The organism is Halobacillus sp. B29 (assembly GCF_052246755.1).
GTDB classification, from domain to species: domain Bacteria; phylum Bacillota; class Bacilli; order Bacillales; family Halobacillaceae; genus Halobacillus; species Halobacillus halophilus.
In genome coordinates this window covers 323,441-347,299 of record NZ_JBQQCM010000002.1, presented here as the reverse complement: position 1 = coordinate 347,299, position 23,859 = coordinate 323,441, and the positions used below count along the sequence as shown (strand labels likewise).

General features: G+C 39.2%; 27 protein-coding genes, 2 pseudogenes and 2 riboswitches. Of the genes and pseudogenes, 13 read left to right on the top strand and 16 right to left on the bottom strand.

All coding sequences use genetic code 11. From position 1 onward, the window contains the following. Nucleotides 1-135: 135 nt before the first annotated feature. The 4 genes from efp to ACTWP7_RS03995 form a co-directional block, all read right to left on the bottom strand. Nucleotides 136-693 (bottom strand): elongation factor P, encoded by a 558-nt coding sequence (gene efp, locus ACTWP7_RS04010; protein WP_443122099.1) that lies wholly within the window; start codon nucleotides 691-693, stop codon nucleotides 136-138. Between the two features lie 23 nt (nucleotides 694-716). Continuing rightward, nucleotides 717-1,778, bottom strand: a complete 1,062-nt coding sequence (locus ACTWP7_RS04005) for a M24 family metallopeptidase (protein ID WP_443122098.1) — start codon at nucleotides 1,776-1,778, stop codon at nucleotides 717-719. After that, nucleotides 1,775-2,239, bottom strand: coding sequence for a type II 3-dehydroquinate dehydratase (gene aroQ / locus ACTWP7_RS04000; protein WP_443122097.1), 465 nt, complete (start codon nucleotides 2,237-2,239; stop codon nucleotides 1,775-1,777). Before aroQ ends, ACTWP7_RS04005 begins: the two co-directional genes overlap by 4 nt. Before the next feature lie 66 nt (nucleotides 2,240-2,305). After that, nucleotides 2,306-2,797 (bottom strand): YqhR family membrane protein, encoded by a 492-nt coding sequence (locus tag ACTWP7_RS03995; RefSeq protein WP_014643727.1) that lies wholly within the window; start codon nucleotides 2,795-2,797, stop codon nucleotides 2,306-2,308. Between the two features lie 426 nt (nucleotides 2,798-3,223). Between ACTWP7_RS03995 and ACTWP7_RS03990 the strand changes: the two genes are divergently transcribed. Beyond that, the gene (locus ACTWP7_RS03990) at nucleotides 3,224-3,622 is read left to right on the top strand and encodes an SA1362 family protein (RefSeq protein WP_443122096.1); all 399 of its coding nucleotides are present in this window, start codon (nucleotides 3,224-3,226) and stop codon (nucleotides 3,620-3,622) included. 12 nt (nucleotides 3,623-3,634) lie between these two features. Here ACTWP7_RS03990 and ACTWP7_RS03985 read toward each other — a convergent pair whose 3' ends face one another. From ACTWP7_RS03985 to ACTWP7_RS03970, 4 genes and pseudogenes are all read right to left on the bottom strand, one after another. Further along, complete coding sequence (locus ACTWP7_RS03985; RefSeq protein WP_443122095.1) at nucleotides 3,635-4,522, bottom strand: patatin-like phospholipase family protein; 888 nt, start codon at nucleotides 4,520-4,522, stop codon at nucleotides 3,635-3,637. 93 nt (nucleotides 4,523-4,615) lie between these two features. After that, nucleotides 4,616-5,047: a transcriptional regulator MntR gene (gene mntR, locus ACTWP7_RS03980; protein WP_014643730.1), complete on the bottom strand. Its 432-nt coding sequence runs from the start codon at nucleotides 5,045-5,047 to the stop codon at nucleotides 4,616-4,618. Between the two features lie 149 nt (nucleotides 5,048-5,196). Then, a pseudogene (locus ACTWP7_RS03975) lies at nucleotides 5,197-6,324 on the bottom strand (vitamin B12-dependent ribonucleotide reductase); the annotation flags it as partial. Between the two features lie 249 nt (nucleotides 6,325-6,573). Further along, nucleotides 6,574-8,019 (bottom strand): annotated as a pseudogene (locus tag ACTWP7_RS03970) (vitamin B12-dependent ribonucleotide reductase); the annotation flags it as partial. Nucleotides 8,020-8,391: 372 nt separating this feature from the next. Between ACTWP7_RS03970 and ACTWP7_RS03965 the strand changes: the two are divergent. Then, nucleotides 8,392-8,778: a rhodanese-like domain-containing protein gene (locus ACTWP7_RS03965; protein WP_014643733.1), complete on the top strand. Its 387-nt coding sequence runs from the start codon at nucleotides 8,392-8,394 to the stop codon at nucleotides 8,776-8,778. 272 nt (nucleotides 8,779-9,050) lie between these two features. Here ACTWP7_RS03965 and gcvPB read toward each other — a convergent pair whose 3' ends face one another. From gcvPB to gcvT, 3 genes are read right to left on the bottom strand one after another with little or no spacing between them, the layout of a single operon-like run. After that, nucleotides 9,051-10,520: an aminomethyl-transferring glycine dehydrogenase subunit GcvPB gene (gene gcvPB, locus ACTWP7_RS03960; RefSeq protein ID WP_443122094.1), complete on the bottom strand. Its 1,470-nt coding sequence runs from the start codon at nucleotides 10,518-10,520 to the stop codon at nucleotides 9,051-9,053. Further along, nucleotides 10,513-11,862: an aminomethyl-transferring glycine dehydrogenase subunit GcvPA gene (gcvPA, locus tag ACTWP7_RS03955; protein WP_443122093.1), complete on the bottom strand. Its 1,350-nt coding sequence runs from the start codon at nucleotides 11,860-11,862 to the stop codon at nucleotides 10,513-10,515. The genes gcvPB and gcvPA overlap by 8 nt, the downstream gene beginning before the upstream one ends. 21 nt (nucleotides 11,863-11,883) lie before the next feature. Beyond that, the gene (gene gcvT, locus ACTWP7_RS03950) at nucleotides 11,884-12,984 is read right to left on the bottom strand and encodes a glycine cleavage system aminomethyltransferase GcvT (RefSeq protein ID WP_443122092.1); all 1,101 of its coding nucleotides are present in this window, start codon (nucleotides 12,982-12,984) and stop codon (nucleotides 11,884-11,886) included. A gap of 68 nt (nucleotides 12,985-13,052) precedes the next feature. Beyond that, nucleotides 13,053-13,150, bottom strand: a riboswitch (glycine riboswitch). Between the two features lie 3 nt (nucleotides 13,151-13,153). Beyond that, a riboswitch (glycine riboswitch) is annotated at nucleotides 13,154-13,240 on the bottom strand. Between the two features lie 174 nt (nucleotides 13,241-13,414). Here gcvT and ACTWP7_RS03945 point away from each other — a divergent pair. Further along, a complete protein-coding gene (locus ACTWP7_RS03945; protein ID WP_443122091.1) occupies nucleotides 13,415-15,058 on the top strand; it encodes a DEAD/DEAH box helicase in 1,644 nt (547 codons plus the stop codon). After that, entirely contained in the window at nucleotides 15,055-15,867 is an 813-nt protein-coding gene (locus ACTWP7_RS03940) for a YqhG family protein (protein ID WP_443122090.1), read from the top strand. The genes ACTWP7_RS03945 and ACTWP7_RS03940 overlap by 4 nt, the downstream gene beginning before the upstream one ends. 33 nt (nucleotides 15,868-15,900) lie before the next feature. Here the strand turns inward: ACTWP7_RS03940 and ACTWP7_RS03935 are convergent, their stop codons facing one another. Next, nucleotides 15,901-16,086: a YqzE family protein gene (locus tag ACTWP7_RS03935; protein ID WP_443122089.1), complete on the bottom strand. Its 186-nt coding sequence runs from the start codon at nucleotides 16,084-16,086 to the stop codon at nucleotides 15,901-15,903. 47 nt (nucleotides 16,087-16,133) lie between these two features. Beyond that, nucleotides 16,134-16,619, bottom strand: coding sequence for a shikimate kinase (locus tag ACTWP7_RS03930; protein WP_443122088.1), 486 nt, complete (start codon nucleotides 16,617-16,619; stop codon nucleotides 16,134-16,136). Nucleotides 16,620-17,181: 562 nt separating this feature from the next. On the opposite strand from ACTWP7_RS03930, the gene comGA reads away from it, so the two are divergent. From comGA to ACTWP7_RS03895, 7 genes are read left to right on the top strand one after another with little or no spacing between them, the layout of a single operon-like run. Further along, the gene (comGA, locus tag ACTWP7_RS03925) at nucleotides 17,182-18,177 is read left to right on the top strand and encodes a competence type IV pilus ATPase ComGA (protein ID WP_443122087.1); all 996 of its coding nucleotides are present in this window, start codon (nucleotides 17,182-17,184) and stop codon (nucleotides 18,175-18,177) included. Then, nucleotides 18,159-19,199, top strand: a complete 1,041-nt coding sequence (locus ACTWP7_RS03920) for a type II secretion system F family protein (RefSeq protein WP_443122144.1) — start codon at nucleotides 18,159-18,161, stop codon at nucleotides 19,197-19,199. Before comGA ends, ACTWP7_RS03920 begins: the two co-directional genes overlap by 19 nt. A gap of 17 nt (nucleotides 19,200-19,216) precedes the next feature. Then, nucleotides 19,217-19,516: a competence type IV pilus major pilin ComGC gene (gene comGC, locus ACTWP7_RS03915; RefSeq protein WP_443122086.1), complete on the top strand. Its 300-nt coding sequence runs from the start codon at nucleotides 19,217-19,219 to the stop codon at nucleotides 19,514-19,516. After that, nucleotides 19,482-19,958, top strand: a complete 477-nt coding sequence (gene comGD, locus ACTWP7_RS03910; protein ID WP_443122143.1) for a competence type IV pilus minor pilin ComGD — start codon at nucleotides 19,482-19,484, stop codon at nucleotides 19,956-19,958. The genes comGC and comGD overlap by 35 nt, the downstream gene beginning before the upstream one ends. Continuing rightward, on the top strand, nucleotides 19,945-20,277 hold the full coding sequence (locus tag ACTWP7_RS03905) for a prepilin-type N-terminal cleavage/methylation domain-containing protein (RefSeq protein WP_443122085.1): 333 nt from the start codon (nucleotides 19,945-19,947) through the stop codon (nucleotides 20,275-20,277). Before comGD ends, ACTWP7_RS03905 begins: the two co-directional genes overlap by 14 nt. After that, complete coding sequence (comGF, locus tag ACTWP7_RS03900) at nucleotides 20,261-20,677, top strand: competence type IV pilus minor pilin ComGF (protein ID WP_443122084.1); 417 nt, start codon at nucleotides 20,261-20,263, stop codon at nucleotides 20,675-20,677. The genes ACTWP7_RS03905 and comGF overlap by 17 nt, the downstream gene beginning before the upstream one ends. Beyond that, nucleotides 20,637-21,032 (top strand): hypothetical protein, encoded by a 396-nt coding sequence (locus ACTWP7_RS03895; protein WP_443122145.1) that lies wholly within the window; start codon nucleotides 20,637-20,639, stop codon nucleotides 21,030-21,032. The genes comGF and ACTWP7_RS03895 overlap by 41 nt, the downstream gene beginning before the upstream one ends. Before the next feature lie 89 nt (nucleotides 21,033-21,121). On the opposite strand, the gene ACTWP7_RS03890 is transcribed toward ACTWP7_RS03895, so the two are convergent. Next, nucleotides 21,122-21,505, bottom strand: coding sequence for a Spx/MgsR family RNA polymerase-binding regulatory protein (locus tag ACTWP7_RS03890; RefSeq protein WP_014643747.1), 384 nt, complete (start codon nucleotides 21,503-21,505; stop codon nucleotides 21,122-21,124). A gap of 251 nt (nucleotides 21,506-21,756) precedes the next feature. Between ACTWP7_RS03890 and ACTWP7_RS03885 the strand changes: the two genes are divergently transcribed. Continuing rightward, nucleotides 21,757-22,002, top strand: a complete 246-nt coding sequence (locus ACTWP7_RS03885; protein ID WP_014643748.1) for a DUF2626 domain-containing protein — start codon at nucleotides 21,757-21,759, stop codon at nucleotides 22,000-22,002. A gap of 42 nt (nucleotides 22,003-22,044) precedes the next feature. Here ACTWP7_RS03885 and ACTWP7_RS03880 read toward each other — a convergent pair whose 3' ends face one another. Further along, nucleotides 22,045-22,668 carry an MBL fold metallo-hydrolase gene (locus ACTWP7_RS03880; RefSeq protein WP_443122083.1) on the bottom strand — a complete coding sequence of 208 codons (624 nt, stop codon included), beginning with the start codon at nucleotides 22,666-22,668 and terminating at the stop codon, nucleotides 22,045-22,047. A gap of 162 nt (nucleotides 22,669-22,830) precedes the next feature. Here ACTWP7_RS03880 and ACTWP7_RS03875 point away from each other — a divergent pair, with 162 nt between their 5' ends. Then, on the top strand, nucleotides 22,831-22,995 hold the full coding sequence (locus ACTWP7_RS03875; RefSeq protein ID WP_065814012.1) for a DUF2759 family protein: 165 nt from the start codon (nucleotides 22,831-22,833) through the stop codon (nucleotides 22,993-22,995). Nucleotides 22,996-23,083: 88 nt separating this feature from the next. Here ACTWP7_RS03875 and ACTWP7_RS03870 read toward each other — a convergent pair whose 3' ends face one another. Next, nucleotides 23,084-23,851 carry an ABC transporter permease gene (locus ACTWP7_RS03870; RefSeq protein ID WP_051005600.1) on the bottom strand — a complete coding sequence of 256 codons (768 nt, stop codon included), beginning with the start codon at nucleotides 23,849-23,851 and terminating at the stop codon, nucleotides 23,084-23,086. Between the last annotated feature and the right edge of the window lie 8 nt (nucleotides 23,852-23,859).

Here is a 23,859-nt window from a genome sequence, read left to right as displayed (position 1 = left end):
CCTTTAATTGGTTTACTTCATATGTATGTTCTATCTCATCTCTTATGACCATTTAAGAGATATAAAATAGATTTTCTCTATTAAAAAAAGCTCATCCCTATGAAGGGATGAGCTATAAAAGAGCCTCTCTATTTGTTATGCACGTGAAACGTATTTTCCATCTGTCGTACTGATCAACAGATTCTCACCTTCATTAATAAAGAAAGGTACCTGCACGGTCAAACCTGTCTCCAGGGTTGCAGATTTGGTACCGCCGCTTGCGGTATCCCCTTTAATTCCGGGTTCCGTTTCCACTACTTTTAGTTCAACGTTTTTAGGAAGCTCTACACCAATGGTCTCTGCCTGATAAGACTGGATTTGCACCTCCATATTTTCTTTCAGATAGTTCAACTGGTTTTCAAGCACGGATGACGGAATTTCTACTTGTTCAAAAGTTTCCATATCCATAAATGCATGCATATCTCCATTGGCATATAGATATTGCATTTTACGATTTTCAATATGAGCACGTTCCACCTTTTCGCCGCCACGGAATGTTTTTTCCTGAATATTTCCGTTTCTCAAGTTACGTAACTTTGTACGTACAAATGCAGCCCCTTTTCCTGGTTTCACATGCTGAAAATCCATTACTGACCAGATATCTCCCTCCACTTCAATGGTGAGACCCGTTCTAAAATCATTAACTGAAATCATATTTTTTCCTCCTTATATATCCTCTACAATGAAATAAGTTCTTTAGTAGATGTGCTCAAACGGTTGTTACCGGCGCTTGTAATGACCGTATCATCTTCAATCCGGCAGCCCCCGACATTGGGTACGTATATTCCAGGCTCAACGGTTACGACCATTCCCTCTTCAAGCACCATGTCGGAACGGAACGAAAGACCAGGTCCTTCATGGACATCTAAACCGATTCCATGTCCAGTTGAATGGCCAAAGTACTCTCCGTAGCCTTTTTCTTTAATATAATCACGCGTTAGGGCATCTGCTTCCTTACCTGTTATCCCGGACTTAAGCCCCTCCATGCCCTTCAACTGTGCCTGCAGAACAACATCATAGATTTCACGCAGTTCATCACTAATTTCACGAACAGCTACGGTACGGGTAATATCAGAACAATATCCTTTATATAAAGCTCCAAAATCCAAAGTAACCAGCTCTCCAGACTGAATTTCTTTTTCAGATGCTACACCGTGCGGTAAAGCAGAACGGTAGCCTGAAGCAACAATAATATCAAAACTGGAAGAGGTAGCTCCTTGCTTTCTCATAAAGAATTCCAATTCATTTGAAATATCAATTTCCCTGATACCTGGTTTAATATAGTTTTGTATATGTTCAAAGGCATCATCAGCAATTTTAGCAGCAGCTTGTAAAATACTAATCTCATCATCTGTCTTTATTAAGCGTAACTTTTCGACTATACCTGAGGTGGGAACAAGGTTTGCTTTTAATTCTTTGCGATACTGTTCATAGACACTATATGTAACGTGGTCTTTCTCAAAGCCAATCCGCTCAAGCCCTAAACGTTCCACTTGATTGGCGACTTCTTTCACCATAGGATTCTTATGTTCTACGACCTCGAAATCAGACGCTTGTTCGTTAGCTTGTGCGATATATCGAAAGTCGGTAATAAGTAAGGCTTCCCCACTTGTGACAAGCAACACCCCTGAGGAACCGGTAAACCCTGATACATATCGTCTGTTTTTTGGGCTCATAATCAGTATACCATCCAGTTCATCACTCATAACGGATTTTCGCAGATTTTCTAATTTACTCATCTTTCGTGTCTCCCTTCTGATTCTATCTGTTTAATTATAGCTAATGCAGCCAGGCGGTAACCATCTATACCAAAGCCTACAATCTGGCCCTGGGACACGGGAGCAAGCATAGATTGATGACGGAAGGATTCTCGCGCATGAATATTAGAAATGTGTACTTCTACAACTGGCAGGGAGATAGCGCTAACCGCATCTCTTAATGCTATACTGGTATGAGTATAAGCAGCTGGGTTCATAATAACACCCGCTGCCTGTACGTCAGCCTTATGCAGTTGGTCTACAAGATCCCCTTCATGGTTCGATTGGAATTCTTCTACCTCATATCCATACTCCCAGGCAGTATCTTTAACGAGTTTTACAACATCAGCCAAAGTAGCGTTACCATAAGTGCCCGGCTCTCTTTTGCCAAGCATATTTAAATTTGGCCCATTAATTAAGAATAGGCGTTTTACTGCCATCATTCCATCCCACCATTTACGAAATTGTCATACTTTTTTAGTGTATCATACTACTCCTTCTTTTGAGTATTAATTTGCTGACTCGTTAAACTCCTTATATTCAAAGGAAATAGAAAAACCTATGAATAATCCATAAAGAAGAAATAAACAGCCTGTCGTAACCCATGTATCACTGGATAATTCCATAAACGCAGGTATGGCTGGAAATAAAGGGGTAAGGATAACAAAAATAACGGCCCACAAAACCAAACCAAAAATCAGTCCTGGCCAAATGCCATTTTTCTTTTTTAAAAACATATAATAGAGCAAAGCGCTTATAAGAGACAACACTCCCACTATAATAACAGCCAGTACTTCAGCAAGCCAAGTTCCTGTCCATTCCGTCTGCCAATAGGAGCGAAACAGGAAGGAAGCAGCAGAAACTTCACTGAAGTGAAAATAATAAGCAAGCGCTGCTAAACCACTCCATAATACCCCTGAAGCGAAACCAATGATTAAAGTTTTGGTAAGAACACTTTGCTGGGGCTCCTGTTGATTTTGTTCTTTCGGTTTATCTGACATTGTAATCACCTCTGTCCATTATCTTTAACCATCTGCGAATTTTTCATGCTCATTCGACATAATAAAGGCTAGAGATGCGAAGAAAAATAAGGTAAAATATAAGTAAGAAAGAATGTAAATCAGGCGTTTATACAGCGGTTTAATCTGGGAATACCATAAGTACTGTAAAAAAATCCCACTATTGAATCTTAACTTCACATTTCTACTAAAATAACTTCTACACAAACGAACCATAGTCTTTGAATAATTCCAGCTGATCAGGAAATAATCTTTAATAGAACTATTTACACTTTACTATCCCATCATAGTTGGAAACCTATAGTGTTGGTCCAATATATGATTTTGGGATATAAATATTTTATAAGTGGTATATATAATGTTAAAAGATCTTTAGTCGATCATTTTGAGAAGGGGGGAATAACAATCATGCGCAACTGGATGACTCCTATCATATACACCTTGGTGGCTTTAGCCGTTTTCTTTGTAGGCTATCAATTATTGACTGACACTGGCAGCTTTCTTAGCTCAATTGGCATGATGATCGTTATTGCAGCAATCGTCTATGGGGCTATTTACTTTTTCTTCCTGCGCAACCGTGGAATCAGCGTAGGAAAAAGCAGCAATGAAATGAAGAAATATAAGCAAGCTGTTAAACAATCTAAACAAAAATATAAACAACCCGCTCCTGTAGTGAAAAAAAGCCAGGCCGTTAGATCAGCTAAACCTACAACCATTCATAAAAAAAGTAAACGGCGAGGAAGCGGCCCGCAACTTAGAGTAATCGAAGGTAATAAAAACAAAGATAAAAATCGAGCCTCTTTTTAATTGGCTCGATTTTTATTTTGTCCACCTCTTCAAAAACTCTGCAGCGTGGACCCTTCCAATCTTCATCAAATCTTCTTTTTCCTGGTTACTCAGATGAAAATCCGTTGTATCATATCCTTGGACTGATATAAAAATAATATCCTTACTTTTAGAATGAGAGATGTAACGGGCATCATGAGCCTGCTGCATCGTTTTAAAAAGCGCATGAAACATTTGAATAGCATTGCGGATTTTCTGTGCTGGAAGCTGGCTAGGCGGGTCGCTTAATTTCAAGCCTATTATCGGACGCTTCCGCCGTCCTTCTTTCCCCTCCCAAATCCATATAGGAAAATTACTTAAAACTCCGCCGTCTACAATTAAGGATTTACCGTTCTTCCCATGAAGCTTTATGGGTATAAAAAAATAAGGGAGTCCTGAACTCATCCTCACAGCTTTGGCTACTGAAAAAGTTGCGGGATCAATTCCATAGACTCTTTTTAAGTCATCAGGTATCACAATAATACGACCTATACTTAGATCTGAACATACTATCTTTAAAGATCCTGAGGGGAGATCTGCAAACGTTCGCACCCCTTTTTCTTCGAGCCATTTTTCAATCGTATACTCAAGGCGGTTCCCCTTATACAAACCCATGCGAAAGTATAGTAGTAACCATTTCGAATAAGGAAATAAACGCTCCGCAGTGGGGAGATCCACAAGAGATTCAAAGGAAAGACTCTTCAATTTTTCTTTCAATTCCCCAGAGGTATAGCCAGCTGCTGTCATACTTGCAAGAATTGAACCTGCTGAAGTGCCGGCAAGCCTGCTGAAATGATAACCTTGTTCTTCAAGTTCCTCAAGAGCACCTATAAAAGCTAATGCTTTCATACCCCCGCCTGAGAAAACTCCATCAACCTTCATAAAATTTCACCCCGCTTTAACCCCTTATGAAATCTTATGAGCTGGTTAGAAGATGAATAACAAAAAGACGCAGAAATCTGCGCCTTGGTAAGGTTATTCTTGATTTTGCTCTTCGTTCTTCTGCTGCACTTCCCTAAGAGAGTCTACTCGTGCGGGTTTCTCATCAAAGTACTGGACGAGATCTCCTATTCGATCAATAGAATTCCAACTTAGATGATGTTCAATTCCCTCTACATCCTCATAAATGTTTTCCTTATCTACTCCTATTATTTCCAGAAACTGTTCCAACAACTCATGACGGTAAACCAGTCGTTTTCCGACTTTTTTTCCTTTAGGAGTTAAAATGAGACCACGGTATTTTTCGTAATTCAAATATTGGTCCCGGTCCAACTTTTGAACCATTTTGGTCACAGAAGATGGATGTACCTGGAGATTTTCAGCAATATCAGATACTCGTGCATATCCTTTATCTTCTATAAGCATATAAATTTGTTCAATATAATCTTCCATGCTTGGTGTTGGCATGATAAACCCCCAATACAGGCTGTCTTTATGTAGGTGTTTCATGAAAATGATACACTAGTTTGCCTGTTGTGACAAGCGAGCATAATTCCTAAAAAAGTAATACCGGACTCAATTTGAGCCCGGTATATAATCTTTTTACTAATTAGATTCTACAAACCACATTTCAATTGGGCATTACAATTCGTGCAAGTGTTACAGCCGCCAATGTCTTCAACAGTTCCTTTACGGCAGACTGGACAAGTATCGCCCACTTCAGATCCTATGGTCACATTCGTCTTATCTAACTCATGTACCGTATCCATTAGAACAACACGAGGTTTTCTTTCTTCTTCAAATTCAAACTCGGTCTGTTCCCCGTCGAATTCATTTTCCTCTGCCTTTAAGGTTAGGACTTGACTATCACGGCTTCCATCAACATATACGGTACCGCCTTTCGCTCCTCCACGGTACAATCGTTGATAAACCTTTTCTACCTGATCAACCGAATAGCCTCTCGGAGCATTAACGGTCTTAGAAATAGAACTGTCAACCCAGCGCTGGATAATACATTGGGTGTCTGCATGCGCTTCAGGAGACATTGTCATAGCCGTTACAAACCATTCAGGCAGATGATCAGGGTCCTGATCAGGGTGCTGCTCTAGATACTCATTCACAATATCTGCTTTTACTTCAATAAATTTACCTAAACGTCCGCTTCGATAATAAGAGAAAGAGAAGTAAGGTTCAAGTCCTGTACTAACGCCCACCATTGTACCCGTACTTCCAGTAGGTGCTACTGTCAATAAGTGAGAATTTCGAATCCCGTACTTCATTACCCCTTCGCGAATATCCTCAGGCATCTCTTTCATGTAACCAGTGTTAATAAACGCTTCTCGCAATTTAGTGGTTTCCTCTTCACTCGTTCCTTGCAGGAAAGGAAAACTGCCTTTTTCTTTAGCCAGTTCAATTGAGGTGCGATAGGCGGTGGTCGCAATGACTCCAAAAATTTCATCTACTAGTTTGTTTCCTTCTTCGGAACCATATTCCGTTTCACAATAAATTAGCAAATCATGGAGTCCCATAACCCCAAGTCCGACCCGACGCTCTCCAAGGGCTTGTACTTTATTTTCTTCCAAGAAATAAGGAGTGGCATCAATAACATTGTCCTGCATCCGAACGCCGGTTTGAACGGTTTGTTTAAGTTGCTCATAATTTACTTTCTTCTCTGTTTTATCAGCAACGGAGGCCAAATTAACTGCCGCCAAATTACATACAGAGAATGGAGCTAGTGGCTGTTCCAAGGTTGTTATCCCTCCGGCTTTTTATCCAGAAGTTCTTACAGTTTTTCATTCCTGCAAGTTCAGCATACATTTTCATCACACCACTCGTGTAATGTTGCGGTCTCGTGGGTGGATTATATTCTCACAATGAGGTTCACCACCTATGCGTTGCCCCTGACTGGAGTATTTAATTCCAGCCTTCGGTTCGGATCAGCATTTCAGCCTTCCCGCTTTATCCCGCAATGTTTTACATGAGGCAAACTATTCACCACATGGGTTTGTAGCTACAACTTTTTGTCCGTAAGCAGAAGCATTTGTTTTTTCATTGGCATTATCAATGAAGAAAATTCCTGGTTCTGCTGAATAAGTTGCACATATATTAATTAAATTCCAGAGCTCTGAAGCTTTAACGGTGCGGTAATTCCTTATACCAAAACCTCTCTCTTCCCACTCTCTTACATCTCCGCTGCTTTGCCATTCTTCGTTATAGATTTTCATTTCCTCTTTGGTGTAGTTTTCTACATCAGGAAAACGCAAATGGTATTCAGTATTCTCTTCGACAGCATCCATAAATTCCTTCGTTATACATACTGAAATATTGGCTCCAGTCAGGAATTCTGGGTTGTGCACTGTGTACGTACCGCCAATGTAAAGTTTCTCCTCAGCTTCCTGTATAGCCTTTTCCGTAAATCCACCTGAACCCGGCATATGCTTATAATTTACAACACTTTGAAAAAGGTCTTTCTCTGTTTCCGTTAAAGGTGTGAACTTGAGTTTATCTTTAGCCAGCTGTTTAATTTGTTCATCTTCCGTATTTTGAATAAGGAAACGTAATATTCTAGGATTTTGCATTTTAGAAATAATGAACTCGATGATGTCCGGATGCCAGTCGGCAAGCATAATCATTTGTGCTCCCCGCCTTGAGCCACCCTGCTCCACCAGGTGAGTCAGCTTAGCAATATCATCAAGCCATGATACAGAACCAGAGGATTTCCCATTAACTCCACGAGCTAGTGTATTTCTTGGCCTTAGAGTAGAACCATTTGTCCCTACTCCGCCACCACGTGACATAATTTCCATCACTTGTTTACGATGATCGGATATGCCTTCTCTGGAATCTTGAATATAAGGCATAACGTAGCAATTGAAATAGGTTACATCAGTATTAGAACCTGCTCCATATAATACACGGCCTGCTGGGATGAAGTTCAAATTTGAGAGTTCGTTATAAAAGTTATCAAAACTTTTTTGCTTTTGAACGGGATCCGTTTCTACCTCCGACAATCCTGTAGCATTGCGAAGAGCAATTTGCTCATAATACACTTCCAGCGGCTTATCAATGGTATCCAGGTTTCGGGTTATTAAGCCTGTCTCTCTTTCATTTTCATGATCAAGAACGTTTACGAATTCATCCTCTACTTTCACTACTGCCTCGTGTTTTTCCCAATCAATTGACTGAATGAAACCAAAGCCTCGAGCAGGAAATTTCGGATCATCTTTCACCGTAAGCACCACAAAATCGTTCTCTGCTAACGTAAGTTTTTCGGTATCTTTAAATGCATACCTATCTAGCATAACCAGTCTTGAAACGCCCTTGTGGGTAATCTTCATATCTGCTGTTATTTCATGTACTTGAGAAAACTGTCGAATATCTGCATTTAACCGATCTACATTAACCTTGGCATAGGTATCATTGGAGGTGGTGGTTTGCATTATGAATCTCTCCCTTGAATGATAAAATAAGTTTTTCATTTTTTTGTATGTATATGTAACATACCACATTTACAAAAACTTAATCAATATATTGTGTTCCTAATTTGAATTTTTTCAATATATAGTGTTATTGAACGAATGTGTTGAATTTTGTCAATCTACTAATCGTACGCAGAAAGCAGTGTGAGCTAGATTTCAAAAGTAAGAAGCTGTTATTTAGGGATTTTTCACTTAATTCATTAGTTGCATAGGTACAGCATAAAAAAACGATCATACCAACTTTGAAATTCTAACATACAATAAACTTTTTTTGAAAAGCTAACGATTCCCTCCTATAATAGATAGAGGAAAAGAGAAATGGGGGGACATACTATGGAACTTTGGATCTTGATTGGAGCTGTCATTGCTCTTATAGCATTTGGCTTATATAGATACTTCAAATCCAAAAAAATAATGAGTACGTTAACAGAAGAAGAGTTCAGACAAGGCTACCGCAAAGCTCAGCTTATTGATGTTCGTGAACCAAAAGAATTTGAAGGCGGTCATATACTGGGAGCACGAAATATCCCATTGTCGCAAATGAAAAACCGCCTGATAGAAATTCGGAAAGACAAACCTGTCTATTTGTATTGCCAGAGTGGAGCTAGATCAACCCGGGCTGCCATGCTGCTGAACAAAAAAGATTATAAAGATCTTAATGTTCTGCAAGGCGGTTTTAAAAAATGGGGAGGAAAAATTAAAACTAAAAAGTCAAAATAAAAATAAAACCTGAAGGCCAGGGTTACAACCCGGCTTTCAGGTCTTATTTTTTTGAGCTTTATTCAATAACTTTATTAACTTAGAGTGAAACTCCCTCGTTCGGAAGACCCGTACGGAAAATTAAGGATCAATAGGTACAAGAGAACCAGGGGAAATATTACTTTTCTGCGTCCCTGAACGATGCAGAGTCACGGGTTTCTGCTATACCATTACCCAATTTATTAGTATGTCTAAATAATTAAATTCATCTATTCAAATGACTCCGGCATTTGTTACTCAGTTTCACCCTTCTTATAACTTAAGACTGGTTTACGAGCCGCCTGTGTTTCATCCATACGACTGACTATAGTGCTATGAGGAGCTTCTTGTACAATTTCAGGATTGTCTTTCGCTTCATCGGAGATTTGGATCATAGCCTCTACGAAAGCATCCAGCGTTTCTTTCGACTCAGTTTCTGTGGGTTCTATCATTAATGCTTCTTCTACATTTATTGGAAAATAAATAGTTGGCGGATGGTAGCCAAAGTCCAGCAGGCGCTTAGCTATATCCAGCGTACGTACGCCCATTTTCTTCTGGCGTTTCCCAGATAAAATAAACTCATGCTTGCAATGTCGATCAAATGGAAGCTCATATTGGTCTTGCAATCGTCTCATCATATAATTTGCATTGATTACAGCATATTCACTTACTTTTTTCAAACCTTCAGGTCCCATCGTTCGTATATACGTGTAAGCACGTACGTTAATTCCGAAATTACCATAATAAGGCTTCACTCGACCAATCGATTTAGGACGATCATAATCGAATTGATACTGATTATTTACTTTTGTCAATATAGGCTTCGGAAGATATGGTTCCAGTTCTGCTGACACTCCAACGGGGCCAGACCCAGGCCCGCCCCCTCCATGAGGACCGGTAAATGTTTTATGAAGATTCAGGTGAACCACATCAAATCCCATATCCCCTGGACGTGCATAACCTAAAATAGCGTTTAGGTTTGCTCCGTCATAATACAGCTTTCCACCAGCCTCATGAACCACAGCTGCCATTTCTTCAATATCTTCCTCAAAAAGCCCTAATGTATTTGGGTTCGTCAGCATGAGCGCTGCTGTTTGTTCATCTACGACTCTCCGGAGATCTTCGAGGTCTACCAATCCTCGCTCGTCGGACTTGACAGTCACAGCTTCAAAGCCGGCCACTGTCGCCGAAGCAGGATTTGTACCATGAGCAGAGTCTGGCACGATAACTTTCGTTCGACCGTAGTCTCCATTCGCTTCATGATAAGCGCGAATCATCATTAACCCCGTCCATTCACCATGCGCCCCTGCAGCAGGTTGAAGCGTAACCGTATCCATACCCGTTATGGATACAAGTGATTGCTGCAAGTCGTACAACAAATGAAGCGCACCCTGGACAGTTTCTGATGCCTGATACGGATGGATGTGACTGAATCCAGTTAAACGAGCTACATCTTCGTTCATTTTAGGATTATATTTCATTGTGCAGGATCCAAGTGGATAAAAACCGGAGTCAACTCCATGATTTCTCTTGGAAAGGGCCGTGTAGTGCCGCATAATTTGAAGTTCACTTACTTCCGGAAGTTCAGCCGCCTTATTTCTTACAAAAGAGGAGCCGATCATGTCTTCTGCATCCATTTCAGGCACATCAAGGTCTGGAAGACTAAAACCTGTTCTGCTCTCTTGGCTCAATTCAAAAATTAAAGGAAAGTCCTGATCAGCCATGAATATCCCCCACTTCTTTTACAAATTGATCAATCTCTTCTTTCGTTCTTATCTCAGTTACGGCTACCAGCATATGATTTTGTAAACTTTTATCCATCTGGGAAAGATCATAACCGCCGATTATACCTTTTTGAAGCAGAATACGGTTTACTTCCTTAATATCACGATCCAGTTTTACCACAAGTTCATTAAAGAAAGCTCCATCAAATACGACTTCGATGTTGTTTGATTGTAATTGTTTTTTCATATATGCGGCTTTCTGGATATTCATCCATGACATTTTCCTTAGACCTTGTTTCCCTAGAGAGGACATGGCAACGGACGATGCTAACGCATTAAGCGCTTGATTGGAACAAATATTGGAAGTCGCTTTATCACGGCGTATATGCTGCTCGCGAGCTTGAAGAGTAAGTACAAACCCACGACGCCCGTCCTCGTCTACTGTTTGCCCCACTAGCCGACCCGGCACTTTCCGCATTAATTTCTTAGTGGTAGCAAAATATCCACAATGCGGACCGCCATACTGGGCAGGAATTCCAAATACTTGAGCATCGCCAGTTACAATATCCGATCCAAATTCACCAGGGGGTGTTAAATAACCTAAAGCCAGTGGATTACTTGAAGTAATCATCATCGTTTTTTTCTGAGTATCTACTATTTTTCTAACTTCATCAAGAGGTTCGATCTGACCAAAGAAATTTGGATATTGAAGGACTACACTCGCCGTATCATCGTCTAATTCGGATTCTAGTTGAATTAAGTCTGTCTTTCCGTGCTTATGGTCGATTTCAACAACTTCAACTCCTGGACCCTTTACATAAGAATGAATAACAGCAAGTGATTCTGGATGGATGGCCTTAGAAACGAGGACTTTCTTTCGTTTTGTCTGACCGGCTGAAAGATTTACGGCTTCCGCAAGCGCCGTGCCTCCATCATACATAGAGGAGTTAGCCACATCCATTCCTGTCAATTCACAGATCATAGTCTGAAATTCAAAAATGGCCTGTAATTCGCCCTGGGAAATTTCCGGCTGGTATGGTGTATAAGCCGTGTAAAATTCAGAGCGGGATATTACATGATCTACGATAGAAGGAATGTAATGATCGTAAACGCCTGCTCCCAGAAATGAAGTGTGCGACTTCAAAGTTACATTTTCCTGGGCCATCTTCGTAAGTTCGTTCATTAATTGAAATTCGTTTTTTGGTTCCTTTAGATCCAAGTTCCCTTTAAATCTGATATTTTCTGGAATATCTGAGAATAGTTCTTCAGATTTCTGAACACCAATTCGGTTAAGCATATCTCTCTTATCTTGTTCAGTCATTGGCAGATATCGAAATTCCATACGTACTTCCCCCTCAAAACTTTATCTTTTGTAAAATGGTGTAGGAACCACTTTTGCCTGAAGACGTTTTTTTCTTACCTGAACGGTTACTTCTGTGCCCATCTCCGTGTAATTACAATCTAATAGTGCGAGCCCTACATTTTTACCAAGCGTGGGAGACTGCGTTCCGGTCGTAACAAATCCAATTGGCTTTTCTCCATCAAAAACTTCATAGTGGGTACGAGGAATTCCTTTATCGATCATCTCTATACCAACGAGCTTGCGGGAAGGACCTTCTTCTTTTTGCTTCTTCAGAACCTGTTTACCAATAAACTCATCTTCCTTCTTTGTTTTGACAGCAAAACCCAGTCCAGCTTCAATTGGGCTGATCTCAGCACTAAGCTCCTGACCGTAAAGGGCTAAGTTAGCTTCAAATCTGAGTGTATCTCTTGCTCCGAGTCCTACAGGGCGAATTCCATGCTTATCACCTGCTTCAAGCAGAACCTGCCATAGATCTGGTCCTGAAGCAGCAGGTAGATAGATCTCAAAACCATCTTCTCCCGTATAACCTGTTCGGGAGACAATAGCACCATCTTTCACATTATCGATAGAAACATCTGCTATAAAACGGAAAAACTTTATTTCTGAAACATCGGTTTTTGTTATGGATTCTAAGATTTCTACAGCTTTTGGACCCTGGAGTGCTAATTGAACGTATTCATCAGATAGATCTTTGATGGAAACACCATTTTCCTGGTGTTTTTCCAACCACTCTACATCTTTCTCGCGGTTAGCTGCATTAATAACTAGAAGATATTTGTCTGTTTCTAATTGGTAAACAATAAGATCGTCTACAGTACCGCCATTTTCATAGCACATTATTGTGTACTGAGCCTTCCCGGGTTCAAGTTTAGAAACATCATTTGTGAGCATTTTTTGTAAAAAAGAGAGACTTCCATCCCCTTCTACCAGCACTTCACCCATATGGGAAACATCGAATAACCCTGCTTTGGTTCTTGTTGCCTCATGTTCCTCTTTTATACTTGAAAACTGTACAGGCAGGTCCCATCCCCCAAAATCAACTGTTTTTGCTCCCAGTTTCTTATATTCACCATACAAAGGTGTTCGCTTTAACTCAGCCATCCAACCACTCCTTTACCCTCTAATTTTCATCCATAAAAAAGAGACTCCACCGTTTTTCAATCGGGAGTCTCTGTCCATTCACCAGAAAGTTTGATAATTCTTCTTCTATATAAAGAAGAACCATTTGCTTCTTGGGTGGTTTACTGTTAGTAAACACTCTCCAGAGCTGCGTCCTACAGAGGTCTGTTTGCCTGAGAGATTCACAGCATGCTTGCTCCTTCGGCGCTACGTAAGTAGACTCTCCCCCTGCAGTCATTCGCTTCATATTCGTATTTTCTTAGATTCTATTGGGCATACTATTTAAAAACGTATGGCTTCACTTATTCATTCGACATCATTATATCACAGCGTCCTCACAATTTGACATTGGATTTGTAGAATCATTCTTAATTTTTAATAATCTTTTTAGAATAGATGGAGGCTCACAACTATGGTTGAAATACATCCTGATCATACATTTATTCCCACTTTACGTGATAACTTGAACAATCCAAATCATCTCTCCACCTGGGAAGGATTCAAACTTGCTTACCAGGCTGCAAAGATTAATACAGTTCCTAATTTCGATGGACTCCTTGCTTTGGAACACCTACCACATGTGCAATTTCTGGATCACCAGGTTGAGGCAGCTGAAAGAGTCATTCATCAAATGAATGGAAGAGCCATTCTGGCTGATGAAGTAGGACTGGGAAAGACACTGGAAGCTGGGTTGATATTAAAAGAATACATGATTCGAGGCATTGCTCGTAAGATCTTAATCCTTACACCCGCTTCACTGGTGAATCAGTGGGTTCAAGAACTTAACGAAAAATTCTACATTCAAGCTGCTTCCCCTAGAAAAAAGCAAGCAGCCTGGTCAGATTGGGACGTGACAGTCACCTCTATTGATATGGCAAAAAGAGAAGCCCACCGTCAGGAAATATTGTCTATTCCTTATGATTTCATTATCATCGATGAAGCACATAAATTAAAAAACCATCAAACCAAAAACTATCAGTTTGTACAAGAACTTAAAAAAACGTACTGTCTTTTACTTACAGCAACACCTATACAAAACAAGCTCAGTGATTTATTTAATCTTGTCTCGATTTTAAAGCCTGGATACCTTGGAAATTTGACAGATTTTAAGAAAAAATACCGCTATGAAGCAAATAAACAAGGGAATATTGAACACATTCATTCACTTGTTGGAAAAATGATGATCAGAAACCGTCGAAAAGATACAGGACTTGATGACTCTAAACGTGTAGTAGTAAATGAGCGCCTGAAATTTACCGAGGAAGAACAAAATATGTACCAGGAATTGGAACTTTTAAAATCAGATCATCCTTCATTTACTTGGCTGACGTTAGCTAAAGAATTGTGCTCCTCGCGAGAAGCTTGTTATATGTCGCTAAATCAGATGAGACAGAAGTCAAGTGAGAAGGAAATGACTGTTTATTCAAAATTTATTGAGCAGCTTCAACAACTTCCTCACCATGTTAAAGCTAAGAGAATGATAGAACTGATCAGTGAGACAAACGAAAAATTTATTGTATTTACCGAATATAGGGCCACTCAATTTTATTTGCAATGGTACCTCCAAAAGCATGGAATCTCTTCAGTACCTTTCAGCGGAAAGTTTAATAAGAGTAAACGTGATTGGATGAAGCAATTGTTTAAAAATCAAGCTCAAGTCCTGATCGCGACGGAAGCTGGCGGAGAAGGAATTAACCTTCAATTCTGTCATCACATGATTAATTATGACCTTCCCTGGAATCCTATGAGGCTAGAGCAGCGAATAGGCAGGATCCACCGTTTTGGTCAGGAACATGATGTGAAAATTTATAATTTCGCAATTGAAAATACCATTGAAGACCACATTATGAAGATGCTTTATGAAAAGATCGAGATGTTTAAAAATGCGGTAGGCGACCTTGACCATATCTTAGAACACATCCCCGGAGGTTCATTCGATAAACAAATTCAGACAATACTTGATCAATCTGAAAGCAAAGGCGAGATCGATATTAAACTGAACAATTTAGTCAGTTATGTTGAACATTCGATTAGCGAGAGGAGAGAAACAAGTTGACTTTGAACCCTTATTTTGATTTCGTCCATCAGTTTTTCACCTCTTACGGCTGCGCTATCCTGGAAAAAAGTGAATCTCATTTGAAAGTTCAATTAACGAGCAGCATGGATGAAGAAATAATGAATCGTCCTTTCTATTGGCATTACATGAAAAAAATGAATCGACCAGGAGACCCTATGCAGTTACTCTTCACAAACACAAGCCACTCCAAAGAAGGCGGAATTTACCTGCATGCAGGTACTCCGAAACTTCATACAATTTATCGAGCAGCCATCAAAAAAGGAAAAACCGCTCGCCTTTATGAAGCTGTAGAGCAACCGCTCCAAAATCGTGCTCTTTGTCCCTGGCTTGTCGTAAATATCCACCTCCATTACAGAGGCAAGCAAAGTAAAGATGAAACTTTGTCCCTGGGTCTTAATTTAGTACATGGAACTCTTCTGCCTAATATGATGGAGAGACTGTGGAAGATGGAATTTGAACCAACTGTATCAGACTATACCTTCCCTATGACTCCTCTAATTAATTTGGAGAACGCTTATAAACGCATTGAACGATATGTGGAAGGGTATGTGTCTTCGATCAGCCACGATTGGGCTACACAATCCTTAAAGCACTTGCAAGAAGAAAAAGATCTTTTAGAATCCTTTTATTCATCAGAAGATATTGGGCTAGAACAATTCACCAAAGAACAGGAGCAAATTGATACAAGGTACAGCCCGAGAATTCTAATGGAGGCCCTGAATGGAGGGTTATTTTATATTTCTCAAAAGTCAAACTCCTATGTAATCAAAAATTTAACCGCTGACTAAAAGTCAGCGGCTAAATTATCGGAAATGACACTTTCAATATTCCGTGGTTTTATGCTTTTTTTTTATCATCCTAAGAGCAAGAGGGATGATACCAAACCAATAAAAAGTACTTTTCTTTGATGGCTTCGCTGCCTTTCTCTGCTTCTTTTCCTGTTTACTCATTTGCATATATTTAACCATTTCTTCCGTGAGAAACTTTACATAATCATTCCGGTCCATAATATCCCCTCTTTACTTGTGTCTTTAGGAATAGTATGGCCGAATCTCTACTTTTTTAGACGATCCATTATTTCATTAACAATTTCTTCAGGGCTCTTATTATCTACATCAATAATGTGATGAGCCAATGATTCGTATATAGGCTGGCGCACAGCGAATAAAGCCTGCTTTTCAGTTAAGTCCCCTTTCCATAAAGGACGATCCTGATCATTCTGCAATCTGGATACAATCGTGTTCCAAGAGGCTCTCAACAACACTACCGTTCCAGTGGATAAAAAGTGCTGATTTTCTTCTTTTAAAATCACTCCTCCGCCAGTAGATACAACACTTTCCTCGTTAATACTTCTGAGAAGATGAGTTTCGCATTTACGGAAGTACGTTTCACCAAATTGAGCAAACATATCTGAGATAGGCATTTTTTCCTTCTCTTCTATTGCTTTATCCATTTCTATGTAAGGCAAGTTAAGTTCATCGCTTAGTTTTCCAGCTATAGTTGACTTTCCACTGCCCATAAAACCAATTAAGTAAATCATACTAACTCCCCATTCTTATTTTATCTTTAGGCTTTATTAAACTTCAGTGTTGATTTTAAGGTTAAACTTCTGATACTGGAAGACTCATTTTCGAGATAGTTGGGGCCGTTACTCTATATGGAAGAGGGCTGGCGGGGAAATAACTTTTCTTGTTCCATCATCCAGACACGGTGCATAATAAGCCTCTTATGAGAAATCAACAAAAAACTTTAACAGAGCCTATCTTGAAAATATAGTCATCATTAAATCTTAAAAAAATAGAAACTAACTTATTCAGCAGACAAAGCCTCTGGCTATCCAAATTTCCATCTTTAATGGCGTAAGAGGAAACGGGGTGAAAAAACTGGGTATCCAGGACGTCTATAATACGTGTGTACGTGAATGATCCTCCTACCCTCAAAAACAGACTGTCGAATTAAATAAGAAAATCCAAACAGACGTTTCCTTGATTATACATCTCTTGGGGGGATATAAAAAGTTCAAAAATAAAAGAAGGAATCAGCCGAATTATGTCGAATATTATCCTTTGTGAAAAAATTAATGAAAAGAGGTGATAGCTCCTTTGCAGTCCATAGCAAATTACGCTCGTGATTTACTAGTCTCAGCGATACAGCAAACGGCTTCAGATATTCATTTCACTCCGTTTGCAGAAAACGCCAGTATTTATTTCCGTATTCATGGTAAAAGAATTTCCCACTCTTCCCTTCCCCTGCCACTTTACCAAAAACTTCTCGCTTATTTTAAATTCACATCAGGAATGGATATTGGAGAAATCAAGCGTCCTCAGAATGGCACTCTTCAACACCGAAGTGACCAGTCAACCTTCGATCTCCGCCTCTCCACTCTTCCTATCACAGGAACAGAAAGCCTGGCTATCCGCATTCTAACACCTATGGATCATACTCCCTTAGAACAACTTTTTCTTTTTCCCTCTCAGCTTAAACGAATTGAACAATGGTTAAACCATTCCAGTGGTATGATTCTGTTTACAGGACCTACAGGAAGTGGTAAAACTACCACTCTTTATGCTCTTTTACAGGCCTTAATGAACCGCAGTTCATTTCAAGCCATTACACTTGAAGATCCAATTGAAAAGAATTTAAACAACATTATACAAGTTCAAGTAAACGAAAAGGCCGGCATTACTTATGATACTGGTTTAAAAGCAGCTCTTCGTCATGATCCAGATCTACTTATGGTAGGGGAAATCAGAGACCGCGACACTGCACACTTTGCATTTCGAGCCGCTTTGAGCGGACATCTAGTTATTAGTACTATTCATGCCAGGGATGCCTATGGAACGCTTCGACGGTTAAGAGAAATGAATATTCCTCAGGCAGACATGGAACAAACCTTGATCGCAATAGCTGCACAGCAACTTGTGCCTATCCACGGACAAGGAATGCTGCCTAGACGTGCCGCTATCTTAGAGTTGCTGGATGGCAGACTTCTAAGCTCATCTATTCGGGATATCCCCCCCAACACCCAGAATAATTTTCAGTCTTTCGATCATTTAAGGAGGAAGGCTTATGCCCTCGGATTCATAAATTATTCGTAAACTTCACCCGGAGAAACACGAAACTCCCCGTTGCTATTCAAATACTCTTTTTCCATCGATTAAGCCACATTCTCCAAAAAGGGTATCCATTATTGGAAGCCTTAAAGATGACAGGATGGGATCCTTCCCTGAGACCGCTGTCAGAGGAAATTAACATCCACTTATCTAAGGGAGAAACCATCGATAACGCTTTCCTTCATGTTCACTTTTCACCCCTGGTAACGAACTTTCTCTATTTTGGCAGAGTGCACCAGGACCTGCCAGCTATGTTTAAACAATGTGAAGAGCTATTAAAAATGAAAAAAGATTACTCTCATAAATTATTTCAAGTTTTACGATACCCTCTGTTTCTTTTAATGTTTTTAATCGCTGCTTTTAGTATTCTAAAACATACTATCCTCCCCAATTTCCTAGTCCTTTTTCAAGGAGAGGATTCTTCTTCTCTCTGGTTTATGATGGCATTAGATTATTTCATCAATGGACTTGGTGTTTTATCGATTACTTTGTTCATTGGGCTGATAGTTATGAAGTTAACTTTTCCAAGACTTTCACTAAGCAGACGAATTAATTTGTACGAAAAAGTTCCTCTTCTAAAGATTTATCATTCATTTATGACTTCTTTTCTTTTTACTACTCATCTTAATTCCCTTTTTAAAGCTGGACTCCCTTTAAAACAGTCCCTGGAGATTATGAGCAGCCACAATCGATACGAATTATTGTCCTTCTACAGCAAAAAAATTATATCTCATCTAGCTGAAGGAAGAACTCTCGGGCAATCGGTGCACAGCTGCTCTCTGCTAAAAAGCGAGCTAACTAATTTGTTCCATCAAACAAACGACATAGAAGCTCTTAGTCATGAACTGGAGATGCTATCCGAATTTTTCATAGAATATGTACAAGAGAAAATGCTTAAATGGATGCAAATGATTCAACCATTGTTCTTTATTATAATTGCAGTAATTGTGGTCTGTATCTATGCTTCTATCATGCTTCCGCTCTACCAGTGGATGGATCAAATATAAACTCAGGAGTGATACTTATGAAAAACGATAAAGGTTTTACATTAATTGAAATGCTGATTGTCCTGCTCGTTATCTCTGTACTAATGATTATTACTATACCTAATTTAACCAAAAACAACGGAACGATTAGAGATAAAGGCTGCGAGGCACTTGTGATTACAGCCCAGGCTCAAGCAGAAGCTTATTCTATCGAGAACGGGGCTTATCCTGCCAATTTGTCTGATTTAGTTGAAGGTCAATATTTAAAGCAAACCACCTGCCCTGATGGAGGCGTACTTGGATATGATTCAACTTCCGGTGAAGTCTCTGCTCCTTGATGGTTCAGAATCGTCTAAGGCCTTTACAATTAGTGAAGTTCTAATTGTTCTTATCTTCTGGTCCATTCTCCTTCTAAGTATTGTTCCTCTCCATCATCGCACATTTCAGCACATCCAATCTTCGCACTTCATGTCACAACTGAAAGATGATGTACTTTTGACACAGCAGCTGACTATGCAAGACCATATTTACTATATGTTGTTGTTTCGACCAAATACAAATGAATACATCTTATATGATCAAAAAAATAAAACTACAATATTCCAAAGATCATTCCCCGACAATTGGAGAATGCAACTTCTTACTCTTGAAGCCACTGTGCGGTTTAACGAAAATGGAGTTGTAACAAAGCCTGGGACTATGAAAATTCATACGCCCCACTCCATCTTTAAAATCGTTTTCCCTTTTGGAGCGAGCAGGTTAGCCATTGAAGAACTCTAGTGGATTTACCTTAGTTGAAACGATCACAGCACTCAGTCTGCTTCTTTGCCTTATTACCTTTCTACTCCCCTCCCTCAGCCACATTCGTTTATTACAAAAGGATTTGGCCAATGAAAGAATAGCCATTTCCTATCTTCATGAGGAACTGCACAGCCTCTCCTATACGAAGCCACATTTGCCGAGTGTACACTTAGGTTATGAAGAATCACCATTCCAAATTCAATTCGTAGAGAAGAGTAACCTTGTGGAAGGCTGTATTACGTGGAAAACGCATTTGAGGAAAATAAAGAAAGTGTGTCTATATGCCAAAGATTCATAGCCAGGGGTTTACTTTAATGGAAACTCTAATAAGCCTCATCATTATTTCATTAATCCTCATTCTCTCTTTTCCTTTGTTTCGAATGATTCATGACGTTGAGTACTATGAGGAATTATCTGTCCGGCAAATGTTTTCGTTCTTACAGGAAGAAGTAAACAGAGGTCGTGAGGTGGAGGTGATTTCTAACAGCATCTTTATCACAGATGCTGTAAACCGCAAGATTACTATTGAACAATATCAGAATCTTATTAGGAGAAGAGTAAACCTTTCTGGTCATGAGGTTTTACTACAGAATGTAGAAGCAGTGCACTTAACCAATCATACTCACTATATAATGATTAAGTTACAAATGGAAGGTGGTGGTGTTTATCAAAAAAACATTCATAGATCCGCTCCTTAATCAGCAGGGAGTTATCTTTCCCTGGGTAGCAGGTATAGGATTGGTGATTATTTTTCTTACTTTAAGTTCTGTACAACGCTATCAGAACCAAGTTTTGTTCAACGATACCTACATTTTATCTATCGTCAGACAGAATTTATTAGAAACCGCTCAGCAAAATTTGCTTATACGGTGGAATGAGATCTCTCCTGAAGAAGATCCTTATTACCGCTTAACAACGCCTAATGGACAAGCTCAGTCCACCTGTAATAGAGAAAGTATTGAGAGTATTCATTGTAAATGGGAGATAACAGACTACTCTGGAAATATGAAATCGTTAGATACTTACTACAAATTACAGCAAACCAAGAACTAATAAAAAATCATCGCATTCCCACAGATCATGGTTTGCGATGATTAATTAAACGAAGTTGGCCATATCGGGTTCCTCTTTCATAACGTAATTTAAGAAATACTTGCCGCGTATTCAAGTTTCTGATTTGTAATTCCACGTAACCCTTCTAAATCATATCCAACCACTAATTTTTCTCCATCAGTTAGAATAGGGCGTCTTAAAAGTTTTGGTTTTTCAATTACTAAATCAATAAACTCGTTTAGGGAAAGATCCTCTACATCCATATCCAAGGATTTAAACTCTTTGCTGCGTTTAGCAAGAATTTCGTCAATTCCATAAGTGGTCAAAGACAATATTTTTCTAAGGTCTTCCACTGTTGGAGTCTCCCTGAACAAATGCTGTTCATTAAAATCAATTCCCTCACTCTTCAACCAGGACTTAGTACGACGACAAGATGTGCAACTAGGGTAAGTGTAAAATCTTAATTCTTCCATTAACACCGCTCCTCTTAAAATATTTGATGTATTAAATTGTACAGTTATTGTATAACCTTTGTACAATATTTTAAACATCTTTTGAGTAATTTTCAATTGAAAGTTTTTCCTTACTGCGTTTAAGGGTAATGTATAAGGTGTCTGCTTGTGTGTATAATGTAAAAAGAATGCTAAGTGATTTATTTACAATTGAGATTTGGTCGTTTATAATATTAATGATAGTTTATCGAAGGAAAAGGAGGGGGAAAAGCATGGATCGTATGTTTAGAGTGCTAGCCTTTTGGACAGGTATTTTTGCTGTCATGTTTTATACAGGCGATATGATGGAGGCTTCCTTATTATCCCTTGCCCAAACGGCTTTTTTCCTTACTGTGGGTTACCTTAAACTGTCTGAACGTATGTATGTTTACATATTTTTCTCATACTTGACAGTTTTCATGATCGGTTTTACTTATTATTCTTCATTTATTTTAGTGCCGAGCTTTGGAGGACACTAAAAAAATCCTGTTATCCAATGGATAACAGGATTTTTTTCTTTTTTAAGTGAAAAACGGGTTTTCTTTACGCTCTTCCTCGATTGTCGTAGGCATGCCATGCCCAGGGTAAATGCGCATATCATTTCTAAGACTGAATAATTGACTTTGAATACTATCCAGTAATTGTTCTCGATCTCCTCCTGGTAAGTCCGTTCTTCCCATACCTCTTTGAAATAAAGTATCTCCCGCTATTGTAAAACGCTGGTTTCTAAAGACGAGAGATACGCTTCCTGGAGAATGCCCAGGAGTATGACGTACTTCAAATGAAAAAGGCCCTATTTCCATCTGACCGCTTTCAAGTGTATAATCTGCTGGACGAGCTGTAATTTGCCCCATTTGGAAAAATCCAGAACCGTTTTTTGCTGGATCACTCAGCCAGTCACTTTCTGCCTCATTCAAGTAAACAGGAACGTTGTAAGCTTCTCTTACTGCATCTACAGCACCTATGTGATCAAAGTGAGCATGAGTTAATAATACACCTATTACCTTTAACTCTTTTTCTTTCAAAAAAGCTTCTAATTTTCGGAAATCGCCCCCTGGATCCACAACTAGCGCTTCTTTATTTTGATAGACAATGTAAGCGTTTGTAGCCATTGGTCCCAATGGCAATCGAGAAATATTTAACAATGGGTAGACACCTCTCATTTAATTTAATAAAATACGGATAGATAACTCGACATTTTCATTTTTATATTATAAAATGAATAAGGATTGAACTAAGCTACATACATTATAACATCCTTGTTATGGGGATGATAATAAAGAAAAGGGATTTAGGGGGTGCTGATCTTGGTCACAGCTATTCTTCTTTTACTCGTTGCAATTCTATGTGTAATTGCGGTGTTCCGTGAACTGAAAACTAAAAACTTCTTCGCCGTCTTATTTGCTGGTGCATCAGCATTGATGTTTGGTTGGTTCTCAGTAATGACAATTTATTCCAATCTTTTCAGTTAATGAACTAAAAAAGTGTGATACTTATTTTAAGTATCACACTTTTTTTATGTTTCACAACACTTGTACAATCTGTATAAGCATATTTAAATTACTCTACAGGTTCAATAAGCTGTTTGTTTTTATTAAAGAAATATCTGTACATAGCGAGAGTTACAAACATGGCACTGATGGATACTGAGGAAAAAATACTTAAGGATATAACCAGCTGATATTTAATAGCCATTACTGGTTCAACCCCTCCCAGTATTAAACCAGTCATCATCCCGGGCAGTTGGACCAGTCCAATGGTTTTTAAACGGTCCACGTTTGGAATTAGAGCAGCATGCAGTGTTCTTTGTACAATTAAATGAGAGGCTTGTTTGGGCTCAGCTCCTAGTGAAAGCGCAGCGAGCAGCCGTCCATTGTTATCTCGAAATTCACTTTTCATTCTTTCTAATGCCAGTCCCATGGCTACCATACTGTTACCAATCACCATACCGCTCATAGGAATAACTTCTGACGGACGGAATTGTACCATGTCAAAGACCAGCCACATCGTGAGGACGCTTCCCTCTACAAATAAAAGACTTATAAAAATGACAGGTAATATATGGGGAAGCTCTTTTCCTTTTTGTCTGGCATGAAAGGTAGCAATAATAATCATTATTCCAACCATTAAAGGGATCCCCACACTGGCAGGCAGGTCAAATAAATAAGTCAATATGTATCCTATTGCAAATAACTGAACAGTGCCCCTTAAAGCAGACCATAACACATTTTTACCCAGTCCTAATTGGTAAAAATACGATAGGGTCAAAGGGATAATAACAAAAATGATAAGAAAAAACAAAGACTGATTTGAGACTTCTGGCGTCAAAGCGTTCA